Annotated in this window: 15 protein-coding genes; all 15 read left to right on the top strand. The window is 62.2% G+C overall.

Annotated features, from left to right (window positions below):
* The 15 genes from MU551_RS12820 to MU551_RS12750 all read left to right on the top strand — a co-directional run bounded on the left by MU551_RS12820 (window position 1) and on the right by MU551_RS12750 (window position 15,498).
* Window positions 1-1,488, top strand: a complete 1,488-nt coding sequence (locus MU551_RS12820) for a UDP-N-acetylmuramoyl-tripeptide--D-alanyl-D-alanine ligase (protein WP_247045106.1) — start codon at window positions 1-3, stop codon at window positions 1,486-1,488.
* Window positions 1,485-2,594 (top strand): phospho-N-acetylmuramoyl-pentapeptide-transferase, encoded by a 1,110-nt coding sequence (gene mraY / locus MU551_RS12815; RefSeq protein WP_247045104.1) that lies wholly within the window; start codon window positions 1,485-1,487, stop codon window positions 2,592-2,594. Before MU551_RS12820 ends, mraY begins: the two co-directional genes overlap by 4 nt.
* Window positions 2,576-4,192, top strand: a complete 1,617-nt coding sequence (murD, locus tag MU551_RS12810) for a UDP-N-acetylmuramoyl-L-alanine--D-glutamate ligase (protein ID WP_247045102.1) — start codon at window positions 2,576-2,578, stop codon at window positions 4,190-4,192. Before mraY ends, murD begins: the two co-directional genes overlap by 19 nt.
* A 2-nt stretch (window positions 4,193-4,194) precedes the next feature.
* Window positions 4,195-5,550 (top strand): putative lipid II flippase FtsW, encoded by a 1,356-nt coding sequence (gene ftsW / locus MU551_RS12805; RefSeq protein ID WP_247045100.1) that lies wholly within the window; start codon window positions 4,195-4,197, stop codon window positions 5,548-5,550.
* A 7-nt stretch (window positions 5,551-5,557) separates the two neighbouring features.
* Entirely contained in the window at window positions 5,558-6,664 is a 1,107-nt protein-coding gene (gene murG, locus MU551_RS12800) for an undecaprenyldiphospho-muramoylpentapeptide beta-N-acetylglucosaminyltransferase (protein ID WP_247045098.1), read from the top strand.
* 14 nt (window positions 6,665-6,678) lie between these two features.
* On the top strand, window positions 6,679-8,052 hold the full coding sequence (murC, locus tag MU551_RS12795; RefSeq protein WP_247045096.1) for a UDP-N-acetylmuramate--L-alanine ligase: 1,374 nt from the start codon (window positions 6,679-6,681) through the stop codon (window positions 8,050-8,052).
* Entirely contained in the window at window positions 8,045-8,965 is a 921-nt protein-coding gene (locus MU551_RS12790) for a cell division protein FtsQ/DivIB (protein ID WP_247045094.1), read from the top strand. The genes murC and MU551_RS12790 overlap by 8 nt, the downstream gene beginning before the upstream one ends.
* Window positions 8,966-9,154: 189 nt before the next feature.
* A complete protein-coding gene (gene ftsZ / locus MU551_RS12785) occupies window positions 9,155-10,387 on the top strand; it encodes a cell division protein FtsZ (protein ID WP_247045092.1) in 1,233 nt (410 codons plus the stop codon).
* A gap of 109 nt (window positions 10,388-10,496) precedes the next feature.
* Complete coding sequence (locus tag MU551_RS12780) at window positions 10,497-11,213, top strand: purine nucleoside phosphorylase YfiH/LACC1 family protein (RefSeq protein WP_247045090.1); 717 nt, start codon at window positions 10,497-10,499, stop codon at window positions 11,211-11,213.
* Window positions 11,206-11,943 (top strand): YggS family pyridoxal phosphate-dependent enzyme, encoded by a 738-nt coding sequence (locus MU551_RS12775; protein ID WP_247045088.1) that lies wholly within the window; start codon window positions 11,206-11,208, stop codon window positions 11,941-11,943. The genes MU551_RS12780 and MU551_RS12775 overlap by 8 nt, the downstream gene beginning before the upstream one ends.
* Window positions 11,944-12,031: 88 nt before the next feature.
* Complete coding sequence (locus tag MU551_RS12770; RefSeq protein ID WP_247045086.1) at window positions 12,032-12,562, top strand: cell division protein SepF; 531 nt, start codon at window positions 12,032-12,034, stop codon at window positions 12,560-12,562.
* A gap of 120 nt (window positions 12,563-12,682) precedes the next feature.
* Complete coding sequence (locus MU551_RS12765) at window positions 12,683-12,970, top strand: YggT family protein (protein ID WP_247045084.1); 288 nt, start codon at window positions 12,683-12,685, stop codon at window positions 12,968-12,970.
* A gap of 169 nt (window positions 12,971-13,139) precedes the next feature.
* Window positions 13,140-13,835: a DivIVA domain-containing protein gene (locus MU551_RS12760; protein ID WP_247045082.1), complete on the top strand. Its 696-nt coding sequence runs from the start codon at window positions 13,140-13,142 to the stop codon at window positions 13,833-13,835.
* Window positions 13,836-13,994: 159 nt separating this feature from the next.
* Entirely contained in the window at window positions 13,995-14,579 is a 585-nt protein-coding gene (lspA, locus tag MU551_RS12755) for a signal peptidase II (protein ID WP_247045080.1), read from the top strand.
* Window positions 14,572-15,498 (top strand): RluA family pseudouridine synthase, encoded by a 927-nt coding sequence (locus MU551_RS12750; protein ID WP_247045078.1) that lies wholly within the window; start codon window positions 14,572-14,574, stop codon window positions 15,496-15,498. Before lspA ends, MU551_RS12750 begins: the two co-directional genes overlap by 8 nt.
* Window positions 15,499-15,526 lie beyond the last annotated feature (28 nt).

Below are 15,526 nucleotides of genomic sequence, written 5' to 3'. Positions count from 1 at the left end.
ATGATTTCATTTACTGCGGCTGAAATTGCCAACATAACAAACGGCCGCCTCGCCGCCGATCCCTCCATTAAGCCCCTTTCTGTCGTGACGGACTCCCGTGAAGCCACCCCCGGGTCCCTCTACGTCGCCAAGCCGGGGGAAGTCGCGGACGGGCATGACTACGTTGGTGCGGCCTTTGACCGTGGAGCTGTACTCACGCTCGTGGAGCGTGACGTGGCCGAGGCCTCTGGCGAGCCTTATCCCGCCGTCATTGTCTCGGACGCAGTGCTGGCCATGGGGGCGCTGGCCGCGGAGGCCGTGCGCCGAATCCGTGCGCACCGTGAGGCCGAGGGCACCGGACTGACGGTCATCGGCATTACCGGCTCAGCGGGCAAGACCACCACAAAGGACCTGCTTGCGGGAATCCTTGCCGCCGAAGGCGAGACCATAGCGCCGCAGGGCTCCTACAACGGGGAAGTCGGCGTTCCCCTCACCGTGTTCAAAGCCGGGTATGAAACCCGGTACCTCGTCATCGAGATGGGGGCCACCGGCGTCGGGCATATCCGCTACCTCGCGGATATGGTGCGCCCGGACATCGGGGTGGTCCTGGGGGTTGGAACTGCCCACGCGGGAGAATTTGGCGGCGTAGAGAACATTGCGAAGGCCAAGGGGGAGCTGCTGGAAGCACTCGAGGCCACCGGGATCGGCGTGATCAACCTCGATGATCCACGGGTGGCTGCCATGGAGAGCCGGACGTCCTCGTCTGTCCTGGGGTTCTCGGCGCAGCCGGAGCGGCAGGGCAGGAAGGCAGACGTGCAGGCGGCCAACGCCGAAACCAGCAGCGCGGGAAATCCTGAGTTCCAACTGTTTCTTCCTGGCGAAAGCCAGGGGCTTCCGGTGTCAAGCCGGCTGATCGGGGCACATCACGTCGGCAACCTGCTGGCCGCGGCCACTGCAGCCCACGCCGCAGGGATTCCAGGGCCGAAGATAGCCCGTTCCCTCAGTTCACAGACTGCCGTCAGCCGGTGGCGGATGGAACGCACGGAGCGTCCCGATGGCGTGACCATCATCAATGACGCCTACAACGCCAACCCTGAATCCATGCGGGCGGCATTGAGGACCCTTGCGGACCTGGGGCAGGGGCGCCGCACCTGGGCTGTCCTTGGGGCCATGCTTGAGCTCGGGCCCGACTCGATCCGTGAACACACTGCCGTGGGTACCCAAGTGGTGCGGTTGAACATCTCCCGCCTTGTCGTGGTTGGCAGAGAGGCCCGCTCGCTTTATGTTTCAGCGGTACAGGAGGGATCTTGGGGAGATGAATGTGTTTTCACCGAGACAGCTGATGAAGCCTACGATCTGCTCCAGTCTGAACTCCGGCCCGGGGACCTCGTCCTCTTCAAGTCCTCCAACAGTATCGGGCTGAGGCACTTGGGCGATCGGATAGCATTACCTCCACATGCCGCGGCAACTGCCACTCCAACCACCAATGAAGGGAGCGAACTGCTGTGATTGCACTGCTGATCGGTGCTGGCCTTGCCCTCCTGTTCGCATTGGTGGGTACCCCGCTGTTCATCCGCCTGCTCGTCCACAAGAGCTACGGCCAGTTCATCAGGGATGACGGACCCACGTCACACCACACCAAGCGTGGCACACCCACGATGGGCGGAACGGTGGTGGTCTTTGCGGTCATCCTGAGCTACGGGCTGACACACCTCATCATGTGGATGATGAATCCGCGTTCCCCCGGGCCCTCCGCCTCTGCGCTCCTGCTCCTGTTCCTTGCCGTGGGCATGGGCCTCGTCGGTTTCCTGGATGACTACATCAAGATTTCAAAGCAGCGGAGCCTTGGCCTGAACCCTGCCGCCAAACTCATAGGCCAGGGCGTGGTAGGCGTCGCCTTCGCGGTCATGGCACTGGGATTTCCGGATGCAGACGGCGTCACCCCTGCATCAACCCACATTTCTCTGGTACGGGACATCCCGTGGTTGAACCTTGCCTTTGGTGGCACGGTCATCGGCGCCATTCTCTTCGTGATCTGGTCGAACCTGATCGTGACGGCGGCGACCAACGGGGTCAACCTGACGGATGGGCTGGATGGGCTGGCCGCAGGAGCTTCCGTCATGGTCTTTGGCGCCTATACCGTCATGGGTATCTGGCAAAGCAACCAGGCCTGCGGCTCACCGCGGCAAGCCGGCGCGGGTTGCTATTCGGTCCGAGATCCCCTGGATCTGGCGCTCCTCGCCGCCATCATGAGCGCTGCACTGGTTGGCTTCCTGTGGTGGAACACCTCCCCGGCCAAGATCTTTATGGGAGACACGGGATCCCTCGCCATTGGTGGAGCGGTGGCAGGCTTCGCGATCCTCTCCCGGACTGAGCTTCTCCTGGCCTTCATTGGAGGTCTGTTTGTCCTCATCACACTGTCAGTGATCATCCAGGTGGGCTATTTCAAGGCCACCAAAGGCAAGCGCTTCTTCAAGATGGCTCCGCTGCAGCACCATTTCGAACTCAAAGGATGGGCCGAGGTCACTGTTGTGGTCCGGTTCTGGATACTGGGAGGCCTATGCGTGGCCGCTGGTTTGGGAATCTTCTACGCAGAATGGGTCGTGCTGCTGTGAACGCGTTGATTCGTGGCTTAGACCCCGCGGCCCGATCAGCGAATCTGCTGCGGCTCAAGGGACTCGTCAGTTGGGATTCGGACTGGGCCGGGCTCCATGTAGTCGTCACCGGCATAGGCGTTTCCGGTTTTGCGGCCGCAGACACCCTCATAGAGCTGGGTGCACGGGTAGTCGTAGTAGATGCCTCGACGAGCGCAAAGGCACAGGCCCAGGCTGACACTCTGAAGATCGTCGGGGCTGTCGACGTCCTCCTCGGTGATGCGGCAGTTCAGTCCATCCCCAGGGTGGATGGCGCGGTGCCTGACCTCATCGTTACCTCGCCCGGCTGGAGGCCTGACCAGGCCCTCTTGGCGGCTGCTGCACGTGCGCACATTCCAGTCTGGGGCGACGTCGAACTCGCCTGGCGCGTACGTGAACGTGCAGGGCGCAAGACGGCGGAGTGGCTCGCCATCACGGGCACCAACGGTAAGACCACCACGGTTGGACTGACCGAGTCGATGTTGCAGGCTGCAGGGCTGAAGGCAATCGCCGTCGGAAATGTCGGAACGCCGATCCTTGACGCCCTCCGGGACCCTGTGGAATACGACGTCCTGGCTGTCGAGCTCTCCAGCTTCCAGCTGCACTGGAGCGAGTCCGTGTCGCCTCTGGCAAGCGTGTGCCTCAACGTAGCCGAAGACCACGTCGACTGGCACGGCTCCTACGATTCGTACCTCGCTGACAAGGCAAAGGTCTATGAGCGGACCCGGGTGGCCTGTATCTACAATGCCGAGCAGGTCGAAACGGAACGGATGGTCGAAAACGCAGACGTCGTTGAAGGCTGTCGCGCCGTGGGTTTCACCACAACAACACCTGCCGTCAGCATGCTGGGGGTGGTCGAAGGGCTCCTGGTAGACCGTGCCTTCATCGCTGAACGCAAGGACAGTGCCGCGGAACTTGCTGCCCGCTCAGATCTCGGCCCGGTGGCGCCCCGCCACATGGTGGCAAATGCCCTGGCCGCCGCCGGACTGGTGCGGGCCTATGGCCTGGACGCGTCCGCGGTCCGGCAGGGCCTTCGGAACTACATCCCCGGCGATCACCGCATCCAGCTTGTTGCCCGTTACGACGATATCCTGTGGATCAATGATTCCAAAGCCACCAACCCGCATGCCGCGGCGGCATCGCTCGCGGCTTTCCAGAACGTCGTTTGGATTGCCGGCGGGCTCTCGAAGGGCGTCAGCTATGACGACCTCGTGCGCGAAAATTCGCACCGCCTCAAAGCTGTGGTCCTCATAGGGGAGGATGTGGCTGACCTTTCCGCTGCCCTTGAGCGACACGCTGCGGATGTTCCGGTGATCAGGGCGGAAACGGGCGACACTGAAACTACGCAGACTGCCGGGGCAGGTGGTGCCTCCACGGGTTCCGGACCGGACTCAGGCAGGTACGTGATGGCGAAGGCTGTTGCGGCGGCGGCTCAGATCGCCTCACCGGGCGATACCGTGCTCATGGCACCGGCGGCTGCTTCCATGGATCAGTTCTCTTCCTACGCTCACCGTGGCGACGCCTTCATCGAGGCCGTTAGCGAGCTCGTGGAGGGGCAGGCACGGACCGGCGAGGAGTAAGAATGGCCAGCACGCCAGCACGCACCGCCGCTACTACGGGCGGGGCAAAGCCGCGGCAGGCCCCGACGGCAAGGCAGGCTACGACTTCAGCGCAGGCTTCGACTGCAGGAAAGGCCAAGACAACCCTTCCCGTCAAAGTCCGCAATGGATACCGTCGTTTCTGGTCAGTACTTGAGGGGACCGGTACGTCCCGCAACGGTTCAACGTACTACCTGATCCTGGGGTCCACACTTGCCCTTACCGCCATCGGCATCATGATGGTCCTGTCTGCCTCGAGCGTTGAAGCGATCGCGGCTGGCGAATCACCGTACTCGGCTGCCCTCAAGCAGGGCATGTTCGCCGTCATCGGGTTGTTCTTCATGTTTATCCTTTCGCGCGTTAACGTCGTCTGGCTCAAGCGCTTCGCCTGGCCGGGAGTGGGGATCGCCCTGGTTCTCCTGGTCCTGGTCCAGGTCATTGGCGACGAAGTCAACGGCAACAAAAACTGGATTGATCTTGGCGGCATAACTTTCCAGCCATCCGAAGCCGCCAAGCTCGCGTTGGCTCTCTGGATGGCCACCGTGTTGGCCATGAAAAGGAAGCTCCTTCGCCATTGGCAGCACGCGCTGATCCCCGCTGTGCCGCTGGCCGGCATCATCATCGGCCTGGTTGTGCTGGGCAATGACCTCGGGACAGCCATGATCATCATGATGATTACTGCTGCCGCGCTCTTTTTTGCAGGCGTACCGCTTTACCTTTTCGGCTTTGCTGGATTGGTAGCTGCCGCAGGAACCGCCGTTATGGCCATAACCAGCTCCAACCGCATGTGCCGTATCACCTCCTGGTGGACGGGTGGGGCCTGCACCAATGGCAGTGATGCCAACTACCAGTCCACAAACGGCCTCTACGGCCTGGCCTCCGGCGGTTGGCTTGGAGTAGGACTCGGCCAGAGCAGGCAAAAATACAGCTGGATCCCGGAAGCACACAACGACTTTATTTTTGCCATCATCGGAGAAGAACTGGGACTCGTCGGAACCCTGGTCGTCCTGATCCTCTTCGCCATTCTCGGCGCAGCCATCTATCGGGTTGTGGTTGCCCAGGAGGACCTGTTCCACCGGGTACTGGCCGGAACTATCATGGTGTGGCTGTTGGGACAGGCGACAGTCAACATGGCCGTAGTTACGGGCCTGGCTCCCGTGATCGGCGTGCCCCTGCCCTTCATTTCCTATGGTGGCTCCGCATTGTTGATGTCCCTGTGTGCGATCGGCGTAGTCTTGTCGTTGGCCAGGGCCCAGATGGCACCCGGCATCCAGTCGAAGCGGCTGCTTCCGGGCCGGGCAAAGGCCGGACGCAAAGACTCCCCACGAAAGCGGAAATAGCATTCCAATGAACCCGAAGTCCCCCTCACTTTCCGTGGTCCTGGCCGGCGGTGGAACGGCCGGGCATGTTAACCCGCTCCTTGCCATCGCGAACGCGCTACGGAAGGTCCGTCCGGAAGCCAGGATTCTCGCCGTCGGAACGCCGACCGGTATGGAAACGCGGCTTGTCCCTGCTGCGGGGTTTGAACTTGCGACCATCGATCGCGTGCCGTTTCCGCGCAGGCCGTCGCTGGACCTCCTTCGCCTGCCTGCGCGGCTGGCTGCCGCTGTACGGCAAGCGGGCAAAATACTTGACGATGCCCGGGCCGACGTTGTGGTGGGGGTCGGCGGTTATGTCTGCACGCCGATGTATCTCGCTGCCTGGCGGCGCAGGGTGCCGATCGTCCTGCATGAAGCCAACACACGACCTGGACTGGCGAACCGCATCGGGGCCCGGCTCAGCACGCATGTTGGAGTGGCTTTCGAGCGGACTATGCTGCAGGGTGCGCGGCACGTCGGGATGCCGATGCGTCCGGAGATTGCCGGGCTTGACCGGGCATCAGCGCAAAAGGCGGCGAGGATGTCGCTTGGGCTGGACCCGGAGCGCCCTACCCTGATCGTGACCGGTGGTTCCCTGGGTGCCCAAAGCATCAACCGCACCATCGCAGCCTCGCTCACGGCCTTGGCGGATGCCGGCATCCAGACGCTCCACATCACCGGCAGGGGAAAGTCCCTGCAGGATCCGGACGGAGGTCCATTGAAGGCAGCGGGTTACCGGCAGCTCGAATACGTGGACGGTATGGAGTCCATTTATGCTGCAGCGGATCTGCTCCTTGCCCGCGCCGGAGCCGCCACTGTTTGCGAGGTTGCCGCCGTGGGCTTGCCGGCTGTATTCGTTCCCTTGCCCATCGGAAACGGTGAACAGGCCCTGAATGCCTCCGGGCTGGTGAATGCCGGTGCGGCGCTCTTGGTGAACGATAGGTCTTTCACGCCCGGGTGGGTCAGCAAGGAGATCATTCCGTTGCTGTCTGACAAGGAACGCCTTGCCCGGATGGCAGCACAGGCTGAACGACTTGGTATCAGAAACGCCGACCAGCTTATGGCCGGCCTCATCCTGGAAGCGGTAAACCAATGATTTTGCCTGGACCAATGACAGAGCCGCGGACGCAGGACTCCCTCGGCAAGGTCCATTTCATCGGCATCGGAGGAGTTGGAATGTCCGCCGTTGCCCGGATCATGGTTGCCCGTGGGGTAGCGGTCAGCGGATCCGACGCCAAGGACCTTCCGGTGATGGCGGAGTTGGCAGCTGCAGGGGCGCGCATCGCCGTCGGGTATGACTCGTCAAATCTCGGGGACGCAGAAACTGTGGTCGCCGGATCCGCCATCCGTGAGGACAATCCCGAGCTTGCGGCCGCACGCAACCGGGGCATCGCCGTCCTGCACCGTTCGCAGGCCCTGGCCGCGCTGATGGCTGACGATAACGTGGTGACGGTTGCAGGCACCCACGGAAAATCGACCACTACCTCCATGGTGACCGTATTGCTCCAGGGGGCAGGGCTGGACCCGTCTTATGCAATCGGTGCCAACGTACCGTCCCTCGGCGTGAATGCCGCCCACGGGAAATCCAAAATCTTCGTTGCAGAGGCGGACGAATCGGATGGCTCCTTCCTGAACTACCGGCCAAGGATCGCCGTGGTCACCAACGTGGAAGCAGACCACCTGGACCATTACGGCACAGCCGAGGCAGTCTACGAATCCTTTGACCGCTTCGCGGCGCTCCTTCCGGCTGATGGCTTGTTGATCGTCTGCGGAGACGACGACGGCGCGCGCGCCTTGGCGGATCGGATAAGGGCGGGAGCCACTACCAGGGTCCTGATCTACGGAACCGCCGAGGACTGTGAGGTCCGATTGCACCACGGAGGCCCGGATGGAATCTGGTTGTCCACGCCCGAGGGACGCTTCAGGTTGGACCTCAAGGTTCCGGGGCTGCACAATGCCCTGAACGCGACAGCGGCTTTTGCGGTGGCTCGTGAACTTGGCGTCGAACCAGAGCTGGCAGCCAGGGCCCTCGCTGATTTCTCCGGTGCCTCGCGGAGATTCGAATTCAAGGGCGAAGGCCGCGCCGTCCGGGTTTACGATGACTACGCCCATCACCCCACGGAGGTGCGGGCCGCCCTGTCTGCCGCCCGTTCTGTTGCCGGAGACCACAAGGTTCATGTCCTCTTCCAACCGCATTTGTTCTCCCGCACCCGGGAGTTTGCCCGGGAGTTTGCGGAAGCCCTCAACCTGGCCGACACAGCCCTGGTGCTGGACATTTATCCGGCGCGCGAAGATCCTATCCCTGGAGTCAGCAGCCAACTGATTGCCCAGTACCTGCAAGCCGGCGGCAGGCTTGTAGGGGCCGGAGGGACAGCAGTGTCCCAATTGGCTGCCGCTGCCCAGCCCGGAGACGTCATCCTCACTGCGGGCGCGGGGGACGTCACTGCGTACGGCCCGCTCATCGTGGAGGCTTTGAGTGGCTAGCACACGGAGGCCAACCTACAAGCCCTCAGGCAGCAAAGCAGCCCCGGACGCGACCCCGTCAGGCGAACCAGCCTCGGGCAGGCTGGCAGTGGGAAGGCCACAAGGTGGTGTTGACCTGCTACGCAGCGGGATCATTTCCGCATCCAAGTCTGCGGGCGGCCTCGGAGACCAGCCCTCGGCGGCCGTCCCGGACAATGTGCTCACCTTTCCAGAGCCCAGGGCGCGACGGATCAGGCGGAACATCATCATCGCGGCAAGCATCGTTGCAGCATTGGTGGCAGGGCTCCTTGCAGCCGCCATCTACTCCCCGGTGCTTGCTGTCCGGACCATTACGGTGCAGGGCACGAAGATGCTGACCACCCAGCAGATCCAGGCGGCGTTGAAACCACTGGAGGGCAGGCCCCTGCCGCAAGTCAGTGACTCCGAGGTCAGCGCGCTGCTGCAGCCCCTGGTCCAGATCAAGGCTGTTACAGCGCAGGCAAGACCTCCTTCCGGGCTGCTGGTCCAGGTTCAGGAGCGGGTTCCTGTCGCACTCCTGAAACAGGGCGGGACTTATCAACTGGTGGACATCGAGGGCGTCCAGCTCAGCAGCACCACGGATCCGTCCAGCGTGCAATTGCCGGTCATCGACGGCGGCGGCGGGGCCATGGGGAAGGATCTGTTCCACGCCATCACTGCTGTGCTCGGTGCCCTCCCGGCCGATGTGCTGACAAGGCTTTCAGATGCCTCGGCGAAGTCCGCGGATGCCGTTGAGCTCAAGCTGATTGACGGGCAAACCATTGTCTGGGGAAACGCGGGGGAGAAGGAGCTCAAAGCGAAAGTGCTGGAGGCCTTGCTCAAGGCACCGGCTGATCCGAAGAACCCCGTGCGTGTCTATGACGTCAGCGTCCCCAGACACCCCGTGACCCGTTAAACAGCTCTATTTTGGGGGTATTCCCACGACACGCGGTGGCGGTATTTGAATGTGGCAAGCAGAGGAAATAGCGTCACAGGCATGAGTTAGTTGACATAACTATAACCCTCAGGTCGAGGGTTAAGGTTGAAAGTTTCAAGCTAGACTCCATCAGGTTTCGCATCAGGACACGAACAAGGGACACGTAACGTGGCAGCTCCGCAGAATTACTTGGCCGTCATCAAGGTCGTCGGCATCGGCGGCGGTGGCGTGAACGCAGTCAACCGCATGATCGAGGTAGGTCTGCGCGGCGTGGAATTCATCGCGATCAACACCGATGCCCAGGCCTTGCTCATGAGTGATGCTGACGTCAAGCTTGACGTTGGACGCGAACTGACACGGGGCCTCGGCGCAGGGGCTAACCCCGAGGTCGGCAAGCAGGCTGCCGAAGATCACGCTGATGAAATCGAAGAGGTCATCCGCGGCGCGGACATGGTCTTCGTGACCGCCGGCGAAGGCGGCGGCACAGGCACAGGCGGTGCCCCGGTTGTGGCGCGGATTGCCCGTTCCCTCGGTGCACTGACAATCGGCGTTGTCACCCGCCCGTTCACTTTTGAAGGCCGCCGCCGTGCAGGCTCGGCCGAAGCCGGAATTGATGCCCTCCGCGATGAGGTCGATACCCTGATCGTCATTCCCAACGACCGTCTGCTCTCCATCAGCGACCGGAACGTTTCGGTCCTGGATGCCTTCCGCTCGGCGGATCAGGTCCTGTTGTCCGGTGTCCAGGGCATCACCGACCTGATCACCACGCCTGGCCTGATTAACCTCGACTTCGCGGACGTAAAGTCCGTCATGCAGGGCGCCGGGTCCGCACTCATGGGCATCGGTTCCGCCCGTGGCGAGGACCGTGCCGTCAAAGCCGCAGAACTCGCCATCGCGTCACCGCTGCTCGAGGCATCCATCGACGGTGCGCATGGTGTGCTGCTGTCCATCCAGGGCGGTTCCGATCTTGGGCTGTTCGAGATCAACGAAGCAGCCCGCCTCGTCCAAGAGGTTGCCCACCCGGAAGCAAACATCATCTTCGGTGCGGTCATCGACGATGCGCTCGGGGACGAAGCCCGCGTCACGGTTATTGCTGCCGGTTTTGATGACGTCAAGGCAACGTCGCCCTCCATGGACCAGACGCCTGCACAGGCAGCTCCCCAGCGGCCGGCAGCGCCGGCTGCCGCGCCCGTCGGAGTGCCCGCCCAGACTCCTTCCCCCGTGCAAGCCCAGCCGGTACACGCGGGGATCGGCGCTTCCGGCCTGAGCAACTGGGGTCAACAGCGCCACTCCGCTGTGCCCGCTGACTCAGGTTTCGACGTCGACCTCCCCTCCATTGTGGAATCAGACCTGTCCGGGAGCCATTCTGACGACCTGGACGTGCCCGATTTCCTGAAGTGAGGCTGACTTCCTGAGGTAACCCTGACTTCCCGAGGTGACATAGGCTTAGGCTGCCTATGGGGACGCGGTGGCGCACCCGGCGCCCATCTATTTCTTGAAGGTGTTCTGATTGTTTTCGTGGCGAAATGAAGTCCTCCCCGGCACATGGGTGGCCTTCACCGACGCCGCGGCCGGGAACTTGGCGTTGCACGTCGGTGATGATCCTGCTGAAGTCAGGCGTCGCAGGGACCTGCTGGAATCGGCGTCGGGGATCAAACCGCGGCACTTCCAGTACATGAATCAAGTACATGGCAGTGACGTCCTGATCTTGGAAACCGGTAGTGCCGCACACGACGCCGCCGGACCTACGGCCGATGGTCTGGTCTCCCGCGGAATGCCCCTGGCTGTGATGGTGGCAGATTGTGTCCCAGTGGTCATGGTGGCCGAGCCCGCGGCGGGTACTGGCTCCTTGCCGATTCTCGCCGCCGTCCACGCTGGGCGCCCCGGTGTGGCCGCGGGGATCGTGCCTGCTGCCATCCAAAAGATGCGCGACGCCGGAGCAGTGGATATCAGGGCCTGGGTGGGACCATCGATCTGCGGCTCATGCTATGAGGTTCCCGGCAGCATGAGGGATAGCGTGACAGCTGTGGTACCGGCGACGTGGTCACAAACTTCATGGGGAACGCCGGGGCTGGACCTTCCGGCGGGCGTCAGGAGCCAACTGGAAGCTGAAGGCGTCGCAATCGAATATGCGGGACCATGCACACTGGAGAACGCGTCACTGTATTCCTACCGCCGCAACCGGGAGACCGGGCGGTTTGCAGGATTGGTGTGGACGCATGACTGATCCTTCAGTGGACGTCAACGACCCTCGAACCTCCGAACTCAGCGAACGACTCAATGCCGTTCACCTGAGAATCGCGGATGCAACAGTGGCGGCGGGGCGCACCACCGCTCCCCAGTTGATTGTGATCAGCAAGTTCCATCCCGCCGCAGATGTGCGGCGCCTGGCCTCTCTGGGAGTCACGGACGTCGGAGAGAACAGGGACCAGGAGGCGACGGAAAAATCCGGCCTGCTCGGAGACCTGGGGCTGCGCTGGCATTTTGTGGGGCAATTGCAGAGCAACAAAGCCAAATCCGTGGTGCGCTACGCCCACGCAGTCCATTCGGTGGACCGGCCTCAAATCGCGGGCGCCTTGGCCAAAGCTGTTGCTGTGCAGATTGAGAATTCCGGCCGTGATCCACTGAAGTGCTTCATCCAAGTCAACCTCGACGAGCATGCCCAAGGCCACCGCGGCGGTGCCCTTCCGGCTGACGTGGCGTCCCTGGCCGACTACTTGGCCGACCTTGAGGGCCTTGAATTGGCCGGCCTGATGGCCGTGGCGCCACTTGGCGGTGAGCCTCGGAAAGCCTTCGAGAAACTGGCCGCAATCTCTGCGTCCATGACCGCCGTCCATACCGGAGCGGCGGGCATTTCAGCCGGGATGAGCCAGGACCTGGAAGCAGCAATAGAATTCGGGGCGACACACCTCCGAATTGGTTCGGATATTCTCGGTTCGCGTCCGGCGTTGGGGTAGCGTCAAAGTACTGGATGAGAATGGCGGGGATTCCGGTACTGTCAAGTCAATTGAGCTGCCCGCTGACGGACACGATAAGGAGTCGACCATGGCAGGCGCTCTGCGCAAGACAATGATCTATCTTGGGCTCGCTGATGGCGACGAACACTACGAGTCTGAGCATCACACATCGCACAAGGGTGAGGACAATTCGATGGAGCATGACCGCGAGGAACGCCGCGCACCGGCACCTGTCCGCGAGGTCTCCCGGGAAGCGTCCTACGCCTCCGAAGAGGAGTACCGTGCCCCAGTGACACCTATTAAGCGCGCGGCATCGAGTCGCGAAGAGAACTCCGGTCTCCGGCAGATCACCACGATCCATCCGCGGTCCTACAACGACGCCAAGCTCATCGGTGAGAGCTTCCGTGACGGTATCCCCGTCATCATGAACGTCACTGACATGGGGGAGGGCGACGCTAAGCGGCTCGTTGATTTCTCTGCCGGCCTCGTCTTCGGGCTCCGGGGGAGTATCGAGCGGGTCACCAACAAAGTTTTCCTCCTGTCGCCCTCTTACATCGAGGTCATCGGGGACGACAAGAAGGCCAGTGAGACCCAGGCCAGCTTCTTCAACCAGAGCTAGAGCACCCCTGTGACAGGTGCCGGACAGGTCCGCCTGTCTGGCATCTGTGCTGAAATAGACAAGACGACTTCTACAGGACGCCTCGGTTTCCGGAATGAACATGGAGATATGAGTTAGCTCATGGGAATTGTTTTCGGTCTTGTCTATCTGGTTTTGTTGTTCTTTTTGGTGGCGTTGATCATCCGCCTGGTCTTTGACTGGGTCCAGATGTTCGCACGGGAATGGCGGCCACGCGGAGCTGCACTCGTTGCTGCCCACGGTGTGTACTCTGTCACAGACCCACCCCTGAACCTCCTGCGGCGGCTCATCCCGCCTTTGCGGCTCGGCGGGATCTCCCTGGACCTGGGCTTTTTGCTGTTGTTCATTGCGGTGAGCATCGCTATGGCAATCGTCCGGGGTTTCGCGTAATTTTCATAACAGCTTGCGGCTGGCAAGCGGCCCCGAATCGGGCCACGAAGCCGTGGAAAAACTCTGGTTTGACATTGACGTGTTGAATTAGAGGAACGAGACCATATTTAGGTACCGTAGTTTTGACGGCCGGAAGGCCGCCGACTAACTAGACCAACGAGGTGACCAGATGGCTTTGACGCCAGAAGACGTTGTCAACAAGCGCTTTCAGCCGACCAAGTTCCGCGAAGGCTACGACCAGGACGAGGTTGACGACTTCCTGGACGAAATCGTCGTCGAACTGCGGCGCCTGAACCAGGAGAATGACGAACTTCGTAAGAAGCTCGCAGAAGGCGGTTCGGGCTCGCCTGCCACGTCGACAGTCGCGGCGCCCGTCGTAGAGAAGGTGCCGGCCCCCGTCAAGGCGGACAAAGACGAGTCCCGCGCCAAGGCGGAGGCTGAGGCGAAGGCTGCTGAGGCAGCACGCAAGCAGGAGTCGGAGAAGGCCGCAGCATTGGCAGCCGTCCCAGTAGCCACTCCTGGTGCGGGTGGGATCACGCCCACGGCCGAGTCCGCTGCCGGACTCCTGGCAATGGCTCAGCAGATGCACGACAAGCACGTTTCCGATGGTGAGCAGCAGCGCGACAAGATCATTGCAGAAGCACAGATCGAAGCCAGCAGCCTGGTCAACGACGCACAGGAGAAGTCCCGCAAGGTTCTGGGGGCACTCGAGCAGCAGCGGTCCGTGCTGGAGCGCAAGGTTGAGCAGCTCCGTGGATTCGAACGGGACTACCGTTCACGCCTGAAGGCCTACATCGAAGGCCAGTTGCGCGACCTGGATGCCCGAGGTTCTGTAGCGGCCCCGGAAGTCGAAGCGAACAACTAGCGTCTGTTAGAAGTATTCTGAAAGCCGGTGGCTGGGGATTCCTTAGCCGCCGGTTTTTCCATTGTGTCAACTAACCCGAAACTCACCGACCGCAACTGACAGGTCAACACCCACGGCCCGTCTCCCAGCGCTTTCGCTGGCACCGCAATGAAAGTCCTCATGACTGACGAACTCGCCCCTGACGCTGCGCAACCGTCCCCGGCCAAGCCCAGGCCGCGACGACTGCTCCTGATGTCGCTCTTTGCCGGTTTCGCTGTTTTCGCCTACGTTTTTGACCAGCTGACCAAGCTCTGGGTTACCAGCACGATGGTGGAGGGCGAACGCATCCCTGTCCTGCCCCCGCTGCTTCACTGGTACTACATCCGAAATTCCGGGGCCGCCTTCTCCATCGGCGAGAACGTCACCTGGGTTTTCACCATCATCATGTCCGTGGTCTCGATCGCCATTCTTTTCCAGCTCCGGCGGCTGGGTTCGGCCTGGTGGGCACTTGCCTTGGGGCTCCTGCTCGGAGGCGCACTGGGCAACCTGACGGACAGGGTCCTCAGGGAACCATCATTTGCCATGGGACACGTCGTGGATTTCATCCAGCTGCCCAATTTCGCGATCTTCAACATCGCTGACTCGGCAGTGGTTTCGGCTGTGGCCATCATTTGCATCCTGACCCTCAAAGGAATAGGCCTCGACGGGTCGCGCCACACCCACACCAAGACCAAGACCAAGAAATCCTCGAGTCACCGTGCCTGAACGCGTCATTGTTCCCCTTGAGCTCGCCGGGACGCGTGTAGATGCCGGGCTTGCCAAGCTCATGGGCATCTCCCGTTCGCTGGCCGCCACCCTGATCGCCGAAGGGAACGTCACGGCAGCAGGCAAGGCCGTGGGAAAGTCGCTCAAACTCGAGCCCGGCACAGTGCTGGACGTCGTCGTGCCTGAACGGCGGGACCCGCTTGAAGTCGTGGAGGAAGCCGTGGAAGGCCTGAAGATCCTGCTGGACGATGACGACTTTGTGGTCATCGACAAACCCGTAGGAGTCGCCGCCCATCCGTCTCCCGGATGGGTGGGGCCAACCGTCGTGGGTGGCCTGGCCGGCGCCGGGTACAGGATCTCCACGTCCGGTGCTCCCGAGCGGACCGGTATCGTCCACAGGCTCGACGTCGGAACGTCCGGAGTGATGGTGGTGGCAAAGACCGAAGACGCCTACACAGCCCTGAAGCGTGCCTTCAAGGAGCGAACCGTCGACAAGGTCTACCATGCCGTAGTCCAGGGGCTCCCGGACCCGTTGGCCGGGACCATCGACGCACCGATTGGCCGGCACCCTGGCCACGACTGGCGTTTCGCCGTGATCGAGGACGGGCGTCCTTCTGTCACTCACTATGAGGTCCTCGAAGCGTTCGGGAAGGCCTCGCTGGTCGAAGTACACCTCGAAACAGGGCGCACCCATCAGATCCGCGTCCACTTTTCAGCGTTGCGGCATCCCTGCGCGGGAGATCTGACGTACGGCGCCGACCCCCGCCTCGCGGCCTCCCTGGGACTGACCCGTCAGTGGCTGCATGCCCGCCAGCTTGGGTTCGATCATCCCCGGACGGGGGAGCGGGTTACAGTGACCAGCGAGTACCCGCAGGACCTGGCCCACGCATTGGAGATCCTGGACTCGGGCCAAGCCTGAAGCGGGTTGTCCGACGTCGGCACTAGAA

Source organism: Arthrobacter rhizosphaerae (assembly GCF_023062595.1).
GTDB lineage: Bacteria > Actinomycetota > Actinomycetes > Actinomycetales > Micrococcaceae > Arthrobacter > Arthrobacter rhizosphaerae.
This window is presented reverse-complemented; position numbering and strand designations above follow the sequence as displayed.